This window comes from Phenylobacterium sp., assembly GCF_036263695.1.
Lineage (GTDB): Bacteria > Pseudomonadota > Alphaproteobacteria > Caulobacterales > Caulobacteraceae > Phenylobacterium.
This window is the reverse complement of sequence record NZ_DATAGM010000299.1, coordinates 1-17416: the sequence shown is the minus strand read 5'-3', so window position 1 is coordinate 17416 and position 17416 is coordinate 1. Positions and strand designations below refer to the sequence as shown.

At 70.2% G+C, this 17416-nt stretch carries 17 protein-coding genes and 1 pseudogene; 12 read left to right on the top strand and 6 right to left on the bottom strand.

The features are described 5' to 3' along the window. Positions 1-219 (bottom strand): annotated as a pseudogene (locus tag VHK87_RS12105) (A/G-specific adenine glycosylase); the annotation flags it as partial. Positions 220-318: 99 nt separating this feature from the next. Between VHK87_RS12105 and VHK87_RS12100 the strand changes: the two are divergent. The 4 genes from VHK87_RS12100 to VHK87_RS12085 all read left to right on the top strand — a co-directional run bounded on the left by VHK87_RS12100 (position 319) and on the right by VHK87_RS12085 (position 6310). Then, complete coding sequence (locus VHK87_RS12100) at positions 319-867, top strand: DUF721 domain-containing protein (RefSeq protein WP_329635148.1); 549 nt, start codon at positions 319-321, stop codon at positions 865-867. Positions 868-987: 120 nt separating this feature from the next. After that, on the top strand, positions 988-1617 hold the full coding sequence (locus VHK87_RS12095; RefSeq protein WP_329635147.1) for a DsbA family protein: 630 nt from the start codon (positions 988-990) through the stop codon (positions 1615-1617). 19 nt (positions 1618-1636) lie between these two features. After that, entirely contained in the window at positions 1637-5080 is a 3444-nt protein-coding gene (smc, locus tag VHK87_RS12090) for a chromosome segregation protein SMC (RefSeq protein ID WP_329635146.1), read from the top strand. 246 nt (positions 5081-5326) lie between these two features. Then, entirely contained in the window at positions 5327-6310 is a 984-nt protein-coding gene (locus VHK87_RS12085; RefSeq protein WP_329635145.1) for a nitronate monooxygenase family protein, read from the top strand. Between the two features lie 2 nt (positions 6311-6312). Here the strand turns inward: VHK87_RS12085 and VHK87_RS12080 are convergent, their stop codons facing one another. Further along, complete coding sequence (locus VHK87_RS12080) at positions 6313-6879, bottom strand: YbjN domain-containing protein (RefSeq protein WP_329635144.1); 567 nt, start codon at positions 6877-6879, stop codon at positions 6313-6315. Between the two features lie 55 nt (positions 6880-6934). Between VHK87_RS12080 and VHK87_RS12075 the strand changes: the two genes are divergently transcribed. The 4 genes from VHK87_RS12075 to VHK87_RS12060 all read left to right on the top strand — a co-directional run bounded on the left by VHK87_RS12075 (position 6935) and on the right by VHK87_RS12060 (position 9190). Then, positions 6935-7375 carry a TIGR02301 family protein gene (locus VHK87_RS12075; RefSeq protein WP_329635143.1) on the top strand — a complete coding sequence of 147 codons (441 nt, stop codon included), beginning with the start codon at positions 6935-6937 and terminating at the stop codon, positions 7373-7375. A gap of 29 nt (positions 7376-7404) precedes the next feature. After that, positions 7405-8361 carry an SPFH domain-containing protein gene (locus tag VHK87_RS12070; RefSeq protein WP_329635142.1) on the top strand — a complete coding sequence of 319 codons (957 nt, stop codon included), beginning with the start codon at positions 7405-7407 and terminating at the stop codon, positions 8359-8361. A gap of 7 nt (positions 8362-8368) precedes the next feature. After that, positions 8369-8833, top strand: a complete 465-nt coding sequence (locus VHK87_RS12065) for an NfeD family protein (protein WP_329635141.1) — start codon at positions 8369-8371, stop codon at positions 8831-8833. 90 nt (positions 8834-8923) lie between these two features. Beyond that, positions 8924-9190, top strand: a complete 267-nt coding sequence (locus tag VHK87_RS12060; RefSeq protein WP_329635140.1) for a DUF6894 family protein — start codon at positions 8924-8926, stop codon at positions 9188-9190. Between the two features lie 90 nt (positions 9191-9280). On the opposite strand, the gene VHK87_RS12055 is transcribed toward VHK87_RS12060, so the two are convergent. After that, the gene (locus tag VHK87_RS12055; protein ID WP_329635139.1) at positions 9281-10015 is read right to left on the bottom strand and encodes a Crp/Fnr family transcriptional regulator; all 735 of its coding nucleotides are present in this window, start codon (positions 10013-10015) and stop codon (positions 9281-9283) included. Between the two features lie 201 nt (positions 10016-10216). Between VHK87_RS12055 and VHK87_RS19495 the strand changes: the two genes are divergently transcribed. Together VHK87_RS19495 and VHK87_RS12050 are read left to right on the top strand one after the other, a co-directional pair. Then, a complete protein-coding gene (locus VHK87_RS19495; protein ID WP_414694146.1) occupies positions 10217-10396 on the top strand; it encodes a DUF3703 domain-containing protein in 180 nt (59 codons plus the stop codon). A gap of 30 nt (positions 10397-10426) precedes the next feature. Beyond that, the gene (locus VHK87_RS12050) at positions 10427-12409 is read left to right on the top strand and encodes a TonB-dependent receptor plug domain-containing protein (protein WP_329635138.1); all 1983 of its coding nucleotides are present in this window, start codon (positions 10427-10429) and stop codon (positions 12407-12409) included. Between the two features lie 69 nt (positions 12410-12478). On the opposite strand, the gene rnhA is transcribed toward VHK87_RS12050, so the two are convergent. The 3 genes from rnhA to ispH are packed head-to-tail and all read right to left on the bottom strand — an operon-like array spanning position 12479 to position 14892. Further along, complete coding sequence (gene rnhA / locus VHK87_RS12045; RefSeq protein ID WP_329635137.1) at positions 12479-12925, bottom strand: ribonuclease HI; 447 nt, start codon at positions 12923-12925, stop codon at positions 12479-12481. Further along, positions 12922-13887, bottom strand: a complete 966-nt coding sequence (gene thrB, locus VHK87_RS12040; RefSeq protein ID WP_329635136.1) for a homoserine kinase — start codon at positions 13885-13887, stop codon at positions 12922-12924. The genes rnhA and thrB overlap by 4 nt, the downstream gene beginning before the upstream one ends. 45 nt (positions 13888-13932) lie before the next feature. Further along, complete coding sequence (gene ispH / locus VHK87_RS12035; RefSeq protein ID WP_329635135.1) at positions 13933-14892, bottom strand: 4-hydroxy-3-methylbut-2-enyl diphosphate reductase; 960 nt, start codon at positions 14890-14892, stop codon at positions 13933-13935. A gap of 117 nt (positions 14893-15009) precedes the next feature. Here ispH and VHK87_RS12030 point away from each other — a divergent pair, with 117 nt between their 5' ends. Together VHK87_RS12030 and VHK87_RS12025 are read left to right on the top strand one after the other, a co-directional pair. Then, positions 15010-15702: a Tat pathway signal sequence domain protein gene (locus VHK87_RS12030; RefSeq protein WP_329635134.1), complete on the top strand. Its 693-nt coding sequence runs from the start codon at positions 15010-15012 to the stop codon at positions 15700-15702. Further along, positions 15699-17416 (top strand): arginine--tRNA ligase (locus VHK87_RS12025; RefSeq protein WP_329635133.1); only part of this gene is annotated, 1718 nt, incomplete at its 3' end. The genes VHK87_RS12030 and VHK87_RS12025, both read left to right, overlap by 4 nt.

Here is a 17416-nt window from a genome sequence, read left to right as displayed (position 1 = left end):
CAGGTCGCTGACCGTCGGCCAGCGGCGGGTGAACTCGAGGAAGTAGGGCGCGGCGTGGGGCGTCGTCGTCTGCTGCAGCATCACCTCGGAGAGCCAGACGCGGTACGGGTCGGGCGCAACCCCGGCGGCCCGATCGTGCGGCCCCACGCGCCACGGCAGCGAACGGGCCTGAGTGTCGTACCAGGCGAGCAATCCGGATCGGAGGGCGGCGACGTCCACGGCTCCTCTTAGCGCTCCGCCGAACGCGGGCGCCACCACCGCAAGGTGCGGCGAAAGCCCCTCCCCTTGAGACGGCCAATTCGCGCTATGATGGACGCCATGTCGCGGCGCAGCCTTCCCTCGACCCAGGACGCCATAATGATCCTGGCGACCAAGCGGACGCGCCCGGCGCGGCGACCGCCGCCGCCGGCGGGGCGGATGCTGAGCTCGACCCTCAAGGCGCTCGACGCCAAGTTCGGACAGGGGCCGCAGGCGCTGCAGGCTCGCTGGCGCGAGATCGTCGGCGAGCAGATCGCCCGCCGCTGCGAGCCGGTGAAGGTGATCAAAGGCCGGCAAGGCCAGCCCTCGACCCTGGAGATCCGCGTCGACGGCCCCGCCGCCGCCCTTATCCAGCACCAGGCGAACGAGATCGTCTCACGGGTGAACCTGTTCCTGGGGACCGGCGCGATCGGCCGCCTGCGCATCGTTCAGGGCCCGCTGCGCCCTGTCGCCGCCGCGGCCGCCGCGCCCCGCCCGCAGAACCGCCGCGCCGCCCCCCTCGACGCGGCCAAAGAGGCGGAGCTGAAGCACAGCCTCGCCGATGCGCCCGACGGCCCGCTCAAGAAGGCGCTCGAAGAGCTCGGACGGAACATCCTGCGGAAGGGGTGATCCCGAGAGGGCCGCTGTTGACTTGCGCCCGCAACCGCCTTTCCTGCGGCAACCTGGCCAATGGGGCCGCGCGCAAAGAATCGCGCTTTAATCATTCATTCAGGACTGCAGAGCCTCGCCATGCCGCATCTTACCCGTCGCACGCTCGCCACCGCCGCCGCCACTCTCGCACTCGCCCTGACCGGCTGCGGCCAAGCCAACGGCGCCGGCGGCGCAGCCGGGACGGCCGCCAGCGGCGACATGACCCTGGGGAACCCCAATGCGCCGGTGAAGGTGGTCGAGTACGCCTCGCTCACCTGCCCGCATTGCGCCGAGTTCCACGAGAACGTCTTCCCCGAGTTCAAGAAGAAGTACATCGACACCGGCAAGGTGCACTTCACCTTCAAGGAGTTCCTGACGCCGCCGGCCTCGGTGGCCGCCGCCGGGTCGCTGCTGGCCCGCTGCGCCGGCAAGGACAAGTACTTCGACGTCATCTCGGCGGTCTTCCACAGCCAATCGGAGTGGCAGACCAGCGGCCCGCGCGACTCGCTGCTGCGCGTCGCTCAATCTACCGGCATGTCCGAGGACCAGTTCGAGAAGTGCGTCGGCGACCGCGAGGCCCTCCAGGCGCTGCAGGCGCGCGTCGAGAAGTCCGCCAAGGAAGGCAACATCCAGTTCACCCCGACCTTCGTGATCAACGGCAAGAAGGCGAAAGAAGGGGCGATGACCATGGCCGAACTCGACGCGGCGATCGCCGCCGCATCGAAGTAGGGCGCGCAAAGGGGGCCGAGTGCACTTCCAGCGACTGCGCCTCTCCGGGTTCAAGTCCTTCGTCGATCCGACGGAGTTCCGCATCGAGCCGGGCGTCACCGGCATTGTCGGACCCAACGGCTGCGGCAAGTCGAACCTGCTGGAGGCGCTGCGCTGGGTGATGGGCGCCAACTCCGCCAAGGCCATGCGGGCCGGCGGGATGGACGAAGTCATCTTCGCCGGCAGCGGCAATCGGCCCTCGCGCAACCACGCCGAGGTCGCCCTCACCATCGACAATTCTGACCGGCGGGCGCCGGCGGCGTTCAACGACCACCCGGTCATCGAGGTGGTCCGCCGCATCGACCGCGGCGAGGGCTCCACCTACCGGATCAACGGCCGCGAGGTGCGGGCGCGCGACGTCCAGCTGCTGTTCGCCGACGCCTCCACCGGCTCCAACTCCCCGGCCCTGGTCCGCCAGGGGCAGATCTCCGAGCTGATCGGCGCCAAGCCGCAGAACCGGCGGCTGATCCTCGAGGAGGCGGCCGGCGTCTCCGGCCTGCACTCGCGCCGGCACGAGGCGGAGCTGCGCCTGAAGGCGGCCGAGGCCAACCTCAACCGGCTGCAGGACGTGCTGGGCGAGCTCGAGTCCTCGCTGAGCAAGCTGCGGCGGGAGGCCCGCCAGGCCGAACGCTACAAGAAGATCTCCGCCGAGATCCGGGCCCTGCAAGGCGCCCTGCTTTTCGCGCGCTGGTCGGAAGCCAAGGGCGCGGTGGAGCGCATCGGCGCCGAGCTGCGAGAAGCCGCCACCGAGGTGGAAGCCACCGCCCGCGCCGCGTCGACCGCCACCACGCGAGCCGCCGACGCCGATCAGGCGCTGGCGCCGCTGCGCGAGGCCGAAGCCGTCGCCGCGGCGGTGCTCGGCCGCCTGGCCATCGAGAAGGACCGGCTGGAGCGCGAGGAGGAGCAGGTCGCCGCCGAGCGTGAGCGCCTCGCCTGCGAGCTTTCCCGCATCGACGCTGACCGGGCCCGCGAGAGCCAGATCATCGACGACGCCGAGGCCGCCCTCGCCCGCCTGGCCGACGACCTGTCGACGGTGGAGGCCGCCGTCGCCGCCGCGCCGGAGAAGGTCCCCGAGCTCGAAGCGGCGCTCCGCGAGGCCGAGGCGGCCCGGGCCGAGTCGGACGCGGCGGTGGAACGCCTCGCCTCCCAGCTCGCCGCCGAAGAGGCCCGCCGCCGGGCCGCCGCCGCCCGGGTTGACGAGGCTCAAGGCCGCGTCGCCCGCACCCGCCGCGCCCTCGACCAGGCCAAGGGCGAACGCGCCGCCCTCGCGCCGCAAGACGAGCCCAAGCTGCTCGCCGCCCGCGAAGCCCTGGCGAAAGCCGAGGCCGACCTCGCCGCCGCCCGCGCCGCCCTGGAAGCCGCCGAGGCCGCCCGCCAGCAGGCCGGCCAGGACGCCAACGCCGCCCGCGAGGCCGCCCGAAAGCTGGAGGACCAGCTCGGCCGCCTGACCGCCGAAGCCCGGGCGCTGGCCCAGCTCGTCGCGCCCCAGCGCAAGGGCGGCCACGCCACCGCCCTGGAGAAGGTCCGCCCCGACCGCGGCTACGAGGCCGCGCTCGCCGCCGCCCTGGGCGATGATCTCGACGCCGCCCTCGATGCGGCCGCGCCGGCCTTCTGGGGCGGACGCGAGGCGAAGGCGCCCGCCTGGCCCGCGGGCGCCCAGCCGCTCGCCCCGCTGGTCGACGCGCCCGCCGCCCTCGCGGCGCGCCTGGCTTTCACGGCGCTGGTGGACAAGGCCGACGGAGACCGCCTCCAGTCGTCGTTGCCGCCGGGCGGCCGGATCGTCTCCAAGGAGGGCGACCTGTGGCGCTGGGACGGTTTCACCGTCCGCGCCGAGGCCAAGAAGCCGGCCGCGGTGAAGCTGGAACAGAAGAACCGCCTCGCCGAGGTGGAGGCCCAGATCGAGGCGCTGGAGCCGGCCGCCAAGGCGCAGGCCGACGCCGCCAAGGCCGCCGCCGCCCGCCTGCAGAGCCTGGAGACCGAGCTCCAGACCCTGCGCCGCCAGCCGGCCCAGGCGGAGCGCGCCGTGACCGACGCCCGGCTGGTTGTCGATAAGCTGGACCGGGAGGCGGCCCGGCGTGAGGCCCACGCCGCCTCGCTGGACGACGTCATCCGCCGGTTCGAGGCCGAGTTCGCCGAGGTGGAAGCCGCCCTCGCCGCCGTGCTGGCCGAAGCCGGCGGCGAAGACGGCTCCGAGGCGCTGAAGGCCGAGCTCGCCGCCGCCCGGGCAGCCGCCGGTCCCGCCCGCGAGGCCGCCGCCCAGGCCCGCATGGCCCTCGAGGTGGAGGTCCGCGAGAAGACCCTCCGCGTGCGCCGCCTGGAGACCCTGACCAAGGATCGCGACGACTGGGCCCGCCGGGCCAAGGCCGCGACCTGCCGGCTGGACGAGCTGTTGGCCGCCCGCGCCAAGGTCCAGGCCGAGATCGACAGCTCCAGCGAGGCGCCGGCCAAGCTCGAGGCCCGCCGCGAGAAGCTGCTCGCCGAATTCGCCGCCGCCGAGGCCCGCCGCACCCAGGCCGGCGACGCCCTGCAGGCGGCCGAGGCCGAACGCACCGACGCCGACCGCGCCGTCCGCGCCGCCGAGACCGCCGCATCGGAAGCGCGCGAGCGCAGGGCTTCCCTCACCGCCCGGCTGGAAGCGGCCCAGGAGCGGCTCACCGAGGTCGACGGCCAGCTGCGCGAGACCTCCGGCCTCGAGCCCGAGGCGCTGGCCCAGAAGCTGTCCGAAGACGCCGTCGCCATTCCGACCGACGCCAGTGGCATGGAGAGTCATCTCTTCAACCTGGAGCGCCAGCGCGAGGCGATCGGGCCCGTCAACCTGCGCGCCGAGGAAGAGGCTGAAGAGCTCGCAACCCGCATCGAGACCATGCACGCCGAGCGCAGCGACCTGACGGGCGCCATCGCCCGCCTGCGCCAGGGCATCGACGAGCTGAACGGCGAAGGCCGCGAGCGGCTGCTGGCCGCGTTCGAGGTCATCAACGAGCACTTCAAGGCGCTGTTCTCGGCCCTGTTCCAGGGGGGTCAGGCCGAGCTGCGGCTGGTGGAGTCCGACGATCCCCTCGAAGCCGGCCTGGAAATCTACGCCTGCCCGCCCGGCAAGCGGCTCTCGACCATGAGCCTGATGAGCGGCGGCGAGCAGGCGCTGACCGCCATGGCGCTGATCTTCGCCGTCTTTCTCGCCCAGCCGGCGCCCATCTGCGTGCTCGATGAGGTGGACGCCCCCCTCGACGACTCCAACGTCGACCGCTTCTGCAACCTACTCGACGAGATGCGCAGCCGCACCCAGACCCGGTTCGTGGCCATCACCCACAACCCGGTGACCATGGCCCGCATGGACCGCCTGTTCGGCGTCACCATGGCCGAGCGGGGGGTGTCACAGCTGGTCTCGGTGGACCTCCGGCAGGCGGAGGCCCTGGCGGCGGAGTAAGCTCCCTTCCCTCCCCTTCATGGGGAGGGTCGAGTCGGCGAAGCCGACCGGGGTGGGGGAGTCCCGGGCCGGTTTGGCGTCAGCCGGCTCGCGCCCTGCAGAACCATCACTCCCCCACCCGTCCGCTCGCTTCGCTCGCGTCCACCCTCCCCATGAAGGGGAGGGAAAGTTCCGTCGCGGCGCCGTTGTGTGACGGCGTTCGGGCGGCCATGCTCCTTCTCAACAAGAGTACGAGGAGGAACTTCCATGGGCCTGCACACGCCGCTTTGCGATCTCCTGGGCGTCGAGAAGCCCATCATGCTGGCCGGAATGGGCGGGGTGTCCTACGCCGAGCTGGTGGCGGCGGTGTCCAACGCCGGCGGCTATGGCGTTCTCGGCATGGCCGGGCGCGGCCCCGACTTCATCCGCGACGAGATGCGCAAGGTGAAGTCCCTCACCGACAAGCCGTTCGGCGTCGACCTCCTGGCCGCCTCGCCGCAATCGCTGACCGCGTCCGTCGAGGTGATCATCGAGGAAGGCGCGTCCAGCTTCGTCGCGGGCCTCGGCATCCCCATGCCGATCATGGAGCGCCTCAAGAAAGCCGGCCTGAAGGTGATGGTCGTCTGCGGAGCGGTGAAGCACGCGGTGAAGGCCGAGCAGGCCGGCTGCGACGCGGTCATCTGCCAGGGCGGCGAAGGCGGCGGCCACACCGGCCTGGTCGGGACCATGCCGCTGATCGCCCAGGCGGTCGACGCGGTGAAGATCCCCGTGGTCGGCGCCGGCGGCATCTTCGACGGCCGAGGGATGGCGGCGGCGCTGGCGCTGGGCGCCCAGGGCGTCTGGATGGGCACCCGCTTCATCGCCTCGAAGGAGGCGCACGCGGGCGGGCTCTATCAGCAGGCGGTGCTGGAGGCGGTTGACGAGGACACCGTCCGCACCCGCTCCTATTCCGGCAAGCCGATGCGGGTGAAGAAGAACAGCTGGGTGGAGGAGTGGGAGGCGCGCCCGCAGGACATCCAGCCCTTCCCGCAGCAGGCCCAGCTCTCCGGCCAGGCCGGCGTGATGGGCGGCATCGGCGGCCAGATCGAAGGCCTCGACCCCGACCGCTCCTGCTTCGCCATGGGGCAGTCGGCCGGCGGCGTCCACGACATCCTGCCCGCCGGCGAGATCGTGAATCGGATCATGGCCGAGGCGGAAGCGGCCATGGACCGCATGACCGGGCTCCGCACCCGGGAGACGGTGGGGGCGTAGGGCTAAGGCGCCGCCGCCAGGTAGCCCGTCGGGTCCTGCAGGAAGCGGCCGAAGGTGCCCAGGCAGGTCTGCCACGCGCCGATGTGCATCCGCATGTCCTCGCGGGTGTCGCCGGCGCCCAGCAGGGTCGCGTAGACCACGTTCATCTTGCCGGCCTTGTCCTGATAGGCGCGGCACAGCATCGACGTCTGGTTGAAGTTGTTCACCTGGGCGAGCGTCGCCGAGCGCTTGTCGGCGGCGGCGTTGAAGGCGAGCGCCTTGCAAGCCTTGCCGTTCGCGTCGCACCCAGCGAACTGAGCGCCGAACGCCACGCCCGACGTGGAGACGCTGAGGTGCACCTCCTCATCGCCCTTGCGGGCGACTTCGGCCTTGGCGTCCATGGCGGCCAGCACGTCCACCAGGCCCGCAGGGTCGCGGGCGTCGAATCGGCCGGACGCCGGGTTCGGCGCGGGCTTGGGCGCAGCTTTCGCGGCGGCCTTGGGGGCGGGCTTGGTCTGGGCGGGCGCGGCGATTGGCGCGGCCACCAGGGTCAGGACGGCGATTGCGGTCAGGAGTCTTTTCGTCACCATGCGGCTCACCTAGCAGAGGGCCGCGGCGAAATCTCGGCTCAACTCGGAGGCAGGCGTGGTCACATTGCGGCGAACCCTGGCGGCGGCGGTCGCGCTCGCATTGGCGGGCTCGGCGCAGGCCCAGGACGGCGGCGGCCGGCAGGGCAGCCTCGTCGCCCTGTCCCGCGTGCTGGGCGAGAGCCAGGCGCTGCGCGAGGCGTGCGAGGGCAAGAAGGACCAGTACTGGCGCTCGCGCATGATGCGCCTGCTCTCCCTCGAGAAGGCCGACGGGGCGGCCGGCGCGCCGCTGACCGCCGCCTTCAACGCCGGCTACGCCGAGGCGAGCCAGGCCCACCCCGACTGCGGGCCGGAGAGCCGCCGGGCCGAGGTGGACGCCGCCGCTCGGGGGCAGGATCTCGCAGCGGTGCTGGCCGGACCCACCGCGGCCGCTCCCCGCCCCCCCGCCCCCGACATCGACCCTCCGGATGACGTAGGCGCCCCGTTCGAGCCGCGCTAAGCTCGGCCTCAACCTAGGGGGGCAGTCAGATGGTGGAAGTGGTTGCGGTCATTCTGGCCGTCCTGGCGCTGGTCGTGCTGTTCGGCGCGATCAAGATCGTCCCGCAGGGGCGCGAGTTCACCGTCGAGCGGTTCGGCCGCTACACCCGCACCCTCAAGCCCGGCATCAGCATCCTGACCCCGTTCGTCGAGGGGATCGGGCGCAAGGTGAACATGATGGAGCAGGTGCTGGACGTGCCGCGCCAGGAAGTGATCACCCGCGACAACGCCGTGGTCCACGTGGACGGCATCGTCTTCATCCAGGTGATGGACGCCGCGGCCGCCGCCTACCGGGTGGACAACCTCCACTACGCCATCACCCAGCTGGCGATGACCAATCTGCGCACCGTGGTCGGCTCCATGGAGCTGGACGAGGTGCTGTCCAACCGCGACCAGATAAACACCCGGCTGCTCAACGTCATCGACCACGCCACCGGCCCCTGGGGCGTGAAGGTGGCCCGGATCGAGATCAAGGACCTCCAGCCGCCGCCGGACATCACCCAGGCCATGGCTCGGCAGATGAAGGCCGAGCGCGAGCGGCGCGCGGTGATCACAGAGGCCGACGGCGAGAAGTCGGCCGCTATCGCCCGGGCCGAGGGCGCCAAGCAGGCCGCCATCCTGGAGGCCGAGGGCCGCCGAGAGGCCGCCTTCCGCGACGCCGAGGCGCGCGAGCGCGAGGCCGAAGCCGAGGCCAAGGCGACCGCCTTCGTCTCCGAGGCGATTGCGAGAGGCGACGTCAACGCCATCAACTACTTCGTCGCCCAGCGCTATGTTGAGGCCTTCGCCAAGCTGGCCGAGAGCCCGCAGCAGAAGACCGTCATCGTCCCCGCCGACTTCGCGGGCCTCACCGGCTCGATCGCCGGCGTCGCCGAGCTGGTGAAGGCGGTCGGCGGCGCGCCGCCGCCGCCGGCGCCCCCCCGCGGGCGGCCCGCTGTTCCGACCAGCTAGGCCGCCCATGCCGGACTTTGTTGATCTCTACCTCTCCCACGCCTTTTGGTTCTGGCTGGGCTTGGCCGCGGCGATCCTGGCCGCCGAGGTGGCGACCAGCACCGGCTGGCTGCTGTGGCCGGCCGGCTCGGCCCTGGCGGTGGCCTTCCTGACCCTGATCGTCGGCGCGGACCCCGCGACGACCATCGCCGCCTTCGCGGTGCTCACCCTGGTCTCGACGCTGCTGGCCAGGCGCTATCTGCCGAAGTCGGTGCTGGGGGCCAGCGGCGACATCAACGACAACGTCGCCCGCCTGATCGGCCAGGAGGCCCGCGCCGTCGCCGCCTTCACCGACGGCGCCGGCCGCGTGCTGATCGACGGCAAGGAGTGGGCCGCCGAGCTCGACGAGGGCTACGTCCTGGCCGCCGGCGAGCGTGTCCAGGTCACCGGCGTCCGCGACGGCTCGCGCCTGCAGGTGCGGCCGGCGGGTTAGGGTAGCGGGCGCAAACGTGATGTGCATCTTCCAACGATTGCGATAACTTAGCGCCTGTTCGGGACGTCTCCCGTTCTGGGAGCGGCCCCGATGCCACAGTACTTTTTCCACATCGGCGACAGCAGAGCCGGGCTCGACCCCATCGGCATCGACCTTGAGGACCACAACGCCGCCAGGATACAGGCCGCCCAGACCCTGGGCGACATGCTCAAGGATAGGGCGGGGGAGTTCTGGACCGAGGGCGAGATGCGCCTGACGGTGACCGACGACACCGGCCTCATCCTCTTCGTGCTCGACTTGAGCGCCATTGAGGCCCCGGTTATCGCCAACCGTCGTTCCAGGCCCGCTGGAGCTTAGCGAAGGTACGCGGCAGCGCGCTGACAGCCTTGCCGGATCCGTGCAACCAAGCCGCAATGGCCGAAAGGGCGGAGCTCTCCCGGACGGCGCCTAGGCGGCCTGGCGAAGGTGCAGGTAGGTCGCGTCGAAGTCGCCCGCGCTGGTCAAGCGACCCCAGTCCAAGATGCGCAGCGAGCGGCCGTCCGAGGCGATGAGGCCATCTCTCCTGAGGTCCTGAAGCACCCGGTTCACGTGCACAGGAGTGAGCCCTAGCGCGTCGGCGATCTCTGCTTGGGTGACAGGAAATGGGAAGTTCAGGTTGGACGCCAGCCCAACGGCCTCCAGCCGCGAAAACACCTCGCAGTACAGATGCGCAACCCGCTGGTGGGAGTTGCGACGGCCCACACCGGCCAGCCACTCGCGGAACACGGCGGCGTCGATCAGCGTGTCGCGCCAGAACGCAGCGGCCAGGTTCGGGCGCTCGCGCAACAGCGCGGCCATGGCCTCGTGGGGGATGAAGGCCAGCCTGCACGGGGTAAGCGCGCCGACGCTATGATCCATAACGTCTAGGTGCAGCGACTGCAGGTCTGGAACGTCGCCTCCGATGTGGAATGACAAGATTTGACGCCGGCCGTCGCCAACGATCTTGTAGCGACAGAGAATGCCCTCCAGGAGCAGGCAGCACTCGTTCGGGGCATCACCTTCCCGCACCACGTCAGCGTTCTCCTCGACGGCCTTGTGGCGCAGAGGAAGCTCACCGAGCGCCATCTCATCTTCCCGATCCAGGCGGTAGATGGACTTCAGCTTGCGTATCAAGCGTTGATGATCAGGTGTTGGGATGGACATGCGGCGCTCCGCGCAAAGGCGGAGCGAGTTCTTCGCGGCGTCCTGAACGATTATTACGTTAGCACATTTAGACGTTAGCCCCGCACATATTCTGCCCTGCGGCAGAGTCGCCGATCTCCGAACCGCGTGTCCAGGTGATTACTAAGAGCAGCCAAGAAGCCGCCGCGCTGGAAGCGGACGCCTCACTGTAGAGCCCCCCTTGTGCGGGTGGCTCTGAGGCGTCGCGACTGGCGCGGGATCCGTGGCCAAGTCCTCCGGCTTGCTGCTGGCGGGATTTTGTCATGGCTGGGCCGCCTGCCCGTCGGCAATACAGGTGGAGCGCACGTACCGCCGGCACGACCGAAGCCGCCGCCCGCGGAGCTTGCACACCTCTGCCGCTAGCCGCCTTAGTTCGGAACCGGAGCATTTCTCGTGCGTCGTTCGACCGCCTCCCGCCGTTACTCGCAGACTGCGCTCGCAGTCCTCGTCGTCGCTGGGACCGCCTCTGCGTCGACCGCACGTGCGGCGGAGGACGGCGCTACGCACGACGAGGAGGCAGTTGAGGAAGTCGTCGTCCAGGCCACCCGCTCCGGTCGCCGAGTGCAGGACGAGCCGATACGGGTCGAGGTGATCGGCCGGGAGGAGATCGAGGAAAAGATCGCGATGCGGCCCGGCAACGTGGCGATGCTGCTGAGCGAGACGGGCGGCCTACGTGTGCAGGTCACCTCGCCCGCTCTTGGTGCGTCCAATGTCCGGGTCCAAGGAATGAGAGGTCGCTACACGCAACTTCTCACGGATGGCTTGCCGCTGTACGGCGGCCAAGCTTCGTCGATCGGGTTGCTCCAAATCCCGCCGACCGACCTTGGGCAAGTCGAGGTCATCAAGGGAGCGGCGTCGGCTCTTTATGGCCCGTCCGCACTAGGTGGCGTGATCAACCTTGTGTCCCGGCGTCCCGCTACCGAACCGCTCGGCGAGGTTCTCCTGAACGTCACCAGTCGCGAGGGGCAGGACCTGACAGCCTACGGTTCCTCGCCGCTGTCGCGGTCATGGAGCGCCTCCCTCGTCGCGGGCCTCCACCACCAGTCGCGTCAGGACCTGGACGAGGATGGCTGGGCCGACATGCCCGGCTACGATCGCTGGGCTGTGCGCCCTCGCCTATTCTGGGAGGGCGACAACGGCGGCACGGCGTTGCTGACCGTGGGCGCTATGGGCGAGGAGCGCACGGGAGGAACGCTGCCGGGCCGCACAGTTCCCGACGGTAGTCCGTTCCCAGAGTTCCAGGAAAGCCGTCGCGTCGACGCGGGCCTGGTTTTGGAACGTCCTTCCGCCATAGGCGAGCTCCACCTGCGAGCGTCTGCCGTGCGCCAGCAGCACCGCCATCGGTTCGGTGACGTATTTGAGGAGGACCGCCACGACACCGCCTTTGGTGAAGCCGCGCTGTCGGGGCAGTCAGGGGGCACAGCGTGGGTCGGTGGATTGGCGATCCAGCGGGACGCCTATCGTTCCAAGACGTTCGGGGCATTCGACTACACCTACACCACACCCGCCGCCTTTGCTCAGGTTGAGCATAAGGTTCGGGATGACCTAACGCTCGCCGGCAGTGGTCGCCTCGACTTCCACAGCGAGTACGGCACTCACTTCAGCCCTCGTCTGTCACTGCTTTACAGGCCCGCGCCCTGGACGTTCCGCGCCTCGGTGGGGCGCGGGTTCTATGCGCCGACCCCCTTCGTCGAAGAAATTGAGTCCACAGGCCTGTCCCGGCTCGACCCGTTGGTCGGCCTGAAAGCCGAGGTGGCCGAGAACGCGTCGGTCGAGGGTGGCTACCTCTACGGTCCTGTGGAGGCGACCGTCACGCTATTCGCGTCCAACATCCATGACGCTGTTCAAGTCGTCCCATCGTCGGTTCCGCGCCGGGTGCGGCTCAAAAATACCGAGGGCGAGACGCAGACACGCGGCGCTGAAGTTCTGCTTCGCTATCGGCGCGACGCCTTCACAGTGATGGGCAGCTACGTCTACGTCGACGCCACCGAACCGAACCCGTCCGGGATCGGCCGCCGAACAATCCCGCTGACGCCGCGTCACACGGCCGGGCTCGTCCTGATGTGGGAGGAGCATGACGTCGGCCGCGTCGGGTTCGAGGCGTACTACACCGGACGCCAGCGGCTGGAGGATAACCCTTACCGACAGACCTCTAAGCCTTACTTCGAACTCGGCTTCCTCGCCGAGAGGCGGTTTGGACCTGTCAGCGTTTTCCTCAACCTCGAGAACCTGCTGAACGTCCGCCAGTCGAAGTACGACCCGCTCGTCCTTCCACAGCGGGCGCCGGATGGTCGCTGGACTGTCGATGCCTGGGCCCCTAGCGAAGGCTTCATCGCCAACGGCGGTATTCGCATCAGGTTCGGCCACGGAGACTAGGGTCCGCGGGCGACAGCGTCCGGGCAGGGAGCGGAACTTCCCTGAACTGCAGTACAGGCCCTAGCCCGCCTACCACGCGTTGCGCAGCTCGGTGATGCCCCGCCGCGCCAGCGCGTCGGCGCGCTCGTTGTGTTCGTGGCCGGCGTGGCCCTTGATCCAGCGCCAGTCGACTTCGTGGCGCAGGCGGGCCTGGTCGAGGCGTTTCCAGAGGTCCTCGTTCTTCACCGGGTCCTTGGCGGCGGTCTTCCAGCCGCGCGCCTTCCAGGCCGGCATCCACTGGGTGATGCCGTTCTTGACGTACTGGCTGTCGGTGTGGAGCTCGACCTTGCAGGGGCGCTTCAGCGTCTCCAGCGCCTGGATGGCGGCCATGAGCTCCATGCGGTTGTTGGTGGTCACCGGCTCGCCGCCGTAGATCTCCTTGACCGTGTCGCCCCAGAACATCACCGCGCCCCAGCCGCCGGGCCCCGGATTCCCGCTGCAGGCGCCGTCGGTATAGATCACCACCTTCGGGGTCATGCGCCCTCTCCGAACAGCACGAGGTCGGGGGCGGACCGGTGGACCGCAAGCTTGCGCTCGTACTCCATGGGGTCCTTCGGCCGCACCAGCGCGCCGGCGGGCGTGGCGTGCCAGTCGTGCAGCCGGGTCAGGAAGAAGCGCATCGCCGCGCCGTGGGCCAGGATCGGCAGCGCCCGCCGCTCGGCTGAGCTCAGCGGCCGCCGCGCCTCGTAGCCGGAGACCAGGGCCCGGGCGCTGGTGATGTTGAAGCTGCCGTCCGGCTCGAAGCACCAGGCGTTGAGCGCGATGGCGATGTCGTAGGCGTAGGCGTCGGTGCAGGCGAAGTAGAAGTCGATGGCGCCGGCGAAGGCCTGGCCCTGGAAGAAGACGTTGTCCGGGAAGTAGTCGGCGTGGATCACCCCGCCCGGCAGGCCCTGCGGCCAGCGGCGGGCGATCAGCGAGAGGTCGGCCTCGATCTGGTCGGCCATGCCGGGCTTGAGCCGGTCGGCGTCCTGGCGCAGGCCCGCGAACATCGGCGCCCAGCTCTCGTGGCCCAGGTCGTTGGGCTTGGACATGGCAAAGCCCGCCCCCGCCTCGTGCAGCCAGGCCAGGCCCCGGCCGGCCTCACGGCAGTGGGCGGCGCTCGGGCGGCGGACCGACAGGCCCGGCAGGAAGGAGACGACCGCCGCCGGCTTGCCGCGCATCCGCTGGATCAGCTCGCCCGCGCGGTTCGCGATCGGCGTCGCGCAGGGAAAGCCGTGCTCGGCCAGGTGCCGCATGAGGCCGAGGTAGAAAGGCAGGTCGTCCTCGCGGACCCGGCGCTCGTAGACGGTCAGGAAGTAGCGGCCCTTGTCCGTCTCCAGCAGGAAGTTTGAGTTCTCCACCCCCTCGGCGATGCCTTTGAACGACAGCGGCGCGCCGAGGTCGAAGTCGCCCAGGAGTGCGCTGAGCTCCTCGTCGGTGATGTCGGTGTAGACGGCCATGCGGGCTCCCGATTGCGGGCGCCCGGGCCCCGCGTCAAGCGCGGCTCAGGCCACCAGCACCCGCGGCAACTTGAAGCTCACCGTCTCCTCGCGGGCGGCGACTTCCTCGACCTCGACGTCGAAGACCTCGGCGAGCTTGTCGATCACCCCCTGGACCAGCACCTCGGGGGCCGAAGCCCCGGCGGTGACGCCGACGGTGCGGGCGGTCTCGAACCAGGACAGGTCCAGGCCCGAGGCGTCGTCGATCAGGTGGGCCTGGCCCGCGCCCGAGCGGCGGCCGACCTCCACCAGGCGCAGGGAGTTGGAAGAGTTGGCCGAACCCAGCACCAGCAGCACGTCCGACGCCTCGGCGATGGTCTTCACCGCCTCCTGCCGGTTGGTGGTGGCGTAGCAGATGTCGTCTTTGTGCGGCGCGGCGATGGCCGGGAAGCGGGCCCGCAGGGCCTCGACGATCTCGCTGGTGTCCTCGACGGACAGGGTGGTCTGGGTGGCGAAGGCGACGTTGGAGGGATCGCGCGGGGTGAAGGCCATCGCGTCCGCCACCGTCTCGATCAGGGTCACCGCGCCGTCGGGCAGCTGGCCCATGGTGCCGACCACCTCCGGGTGGCCCGCATGGCCGATCAGCACGATCTCGCGGCCGGCCTCGTAATGGCGCTGGGCTTCCACATGGACTTTCGAGACCAGCGGGCAGGTGGCGTCCAGGTAGAGCATCTGGCGCGCTCTCGCCTCGGCGGGCACCGACTTGGGCACGCCGTGGGCGGAGAACACCACCGGCCGGTCGACCGGGCACTCGTCCAACTCCTCGACGAACACCGCGCCCATGGCCCGCAGCCGCTCGACGACGTAGCGGTTGTGGACGATCTCGTGGCGCACATAGACCGGAGCGCCGTACTTCTCGATGGCTCGCTCGACGATCTGAATCGCGCGGTCCACGCCGGCGCAGAATCCGCGCGGGGCGGCGAGCAGCACCTTGAGCGGACGGCGCGGGGCGACAGGGGCGTTCATGGCCCGCAACGTAGGGCCGCAGGGGCTGGACCGCCAGCCGCGTTGCGGCCGCATTCGATAGCCTTTACTAGGAGGCGACTGCGCCCTGTTGCGGCGCAACCCCCTTCAGGACGCGACATGAGCCGCCCTCTTCTCCTCGCCGCCGCCTTCGCCGCGGCGCTGACGACCATCTCCTTCGACACCGCTGAAGCCCAGGCGCAGCGCCGCCAGGATCAGCAGCAGGAGCAGCAGCGCGAGGAGGCGGCCAAAAAGCGCCGCTCGGCCGAGGAGTGGGGCGATTCCCGCGCCCCCCTGCCCCAACTGCGTAACGCCGGCCCCTGCCCCTATGTGAAGGTGCTCTACGACGCCGCTCGCTACATCGAGTTCGAGGGCGGCCGCGAGGCCTCCGCTGCGGTGGGCTACTCCGGGGAGATCCAGGGCGTCTCGGCCCAGTGCGAATACAAGGACGAGGAGCCGATCCGGGTCTCGATGGAGATCCTGTTCGACCTCGGCAAGGGCCCGACGGCTCAGGGCTCGTCCAAGAACTACCGCTACTGGATCGCGGTGACCAAGCGGAACGACGTGGTCATCGACAAGCAGTACTTCGACCTGCCGGTGAACTTCCCGAGCGGCCAGAACCGCATCTACGCCACCGAAACCATCGACCGCATCACCATCCCGCGCGCCCAGATGACCACCAGCGGCGCCAACTTCGAGGTGCTGATCGGCTTCGACGTCACTCCGCAGATGGCCGAGTTCAACCGCGCCGGTAAGCGGTTCCGCGTGAACGTCGGAACCGCCGTGGCCGGGAGCTCCGCCTCGGAGCAATGAGCGACCTGAAGAGGGGCCTGAGCGAAGCGGTCGGCGCCGCCTTCGCGAGCCTTGGCCTTCCCGCCGAGTACGGGCGGGTGACGGTTTCGGATCGCCCCGACCTCGCCGACTTCCAGTGCAACGGCGCGCTCGCCGCCGCCAAGCAGGCCAAGCGCAATCCGCGCGAGGTCGCCGCCGAGGTCGCGCGCGCGCTGGAGGCCGACCCGCGCCTGACCTCCGTCGAGGTTGCCGGCCCCGGTTTCATCAACCTGAAGGTCTCCGACGCCGCCCTTTCGCAGCGGGCCGCCGAGATCGCCGAGGACCCGCGCACCGGCGCCGCCACCGTGCCCGCCGCCCGGCGGGTGCTGGTGGACTACGGCGGCCCGAACGTCGCCAAGCCGATGCACGTGGGTCACCTGCGCGCCTCGATCATCGGGGAGTCGGTGAAGCGGCTCTACCGGTTCCGGGGCGATGAGGTGATCGGCGACGCCCACTTCGGCGACTGGGGCCTGCAGATGGGCTTGGTGATCGGCGCGGTGATGGACGAGCGGCCGGAGATCCGCGAGGCGGTCGAGGCGCTGAACGCCCGCGGCTCCGAGCCCTCCCCTGACGAACAGGCCAAGGCGTTCGAGCTGTTCTCCGTCGTCAGCCTCGAGGACCTCGACCGGCTCTACCCAGCCGCCGCCGCCCGCAACAAAGCCGAGCCCGAGTACCGCAGTCGCGCCCGGCGGATCACCGCCGAGCTGCAGGCCAAACGGCCCGGCTACTTCCTGCTGTGGCGCCATTTCGCAAAGGTGACCCAGGTCGCGCTGGCCCGGGACTTCCACGCGCTCGGGGTCGATTTCGACCTCTGGAAGGGCGAGAGCGATGTCGACGAGCTGATCGAGCCGATGGTCGCCGAGCTGGACGGCAAGGGCCTGCTGGTCGAGGACCAGGGCGCGCGCATCGTCCGGGTCTCGCGCCAGGGCGACAAGCGCGAGCTGCCGCCGCTGCTGGTGGTCTCGTCCGAGGGCTCGGCCATGTACGGCACCACGGACCTCGCCACCATCCTCGACCGGCGGAAGGGCTTCGATCCGCACCTGATGCTCTACGTCGTCGACCAGCGTCAGGCGGACCACTTCGAGATCGTGTTCCGGGCCGCCTACCTGGCCGGCTACGCCGCCGAGGGCTCCCTCGAGCACATCGGCTTCGGAACCATGAACGGGACCGACGGCAAGCCCTTCAAGACGCGCGAAGGCGGCGTCCTGAAGCTGCACGACCTGATCGAGATGACCCGGGCCAAGGCCCGCGAGCGGCTGCACGAGGCGGGTTTGGGCGAAGAGCTCACGCCCGAACTCTTCGAGGACACCGCCCACAAGGTGGCGGTCGCGGCGCTGAAGTTCGCCGACCTGCAGAACTTCCGCGGCACCTCCTACGTCTTCGACCTCGACCGCTTCTCCAGTTTTGAGGGCAAGACCGGCCCCTACCTGCTCTACCAGGCGGTGCGGGTGAAATCCCTGCTGGCCAAGGCGGCCGAGCAGAATGCCGAGCCCGGACCGGTCGCCATCGCCGAGCCGGCCGAGCGCGAGCTCGCCCTGCTGCTCGACACCTTCGATGGCGCCCTGGCCGAGGCATACGACAAGAAGGCGCCGCACTTCATCGCCGAGCACGCCTACAAGCTCGCCCAGGCCTTCTCGAAGTTCTACGCCGCCTGCCCGATCCTCACCGCCGAGCCGGCGGTCCGCGGCTCGCGCCT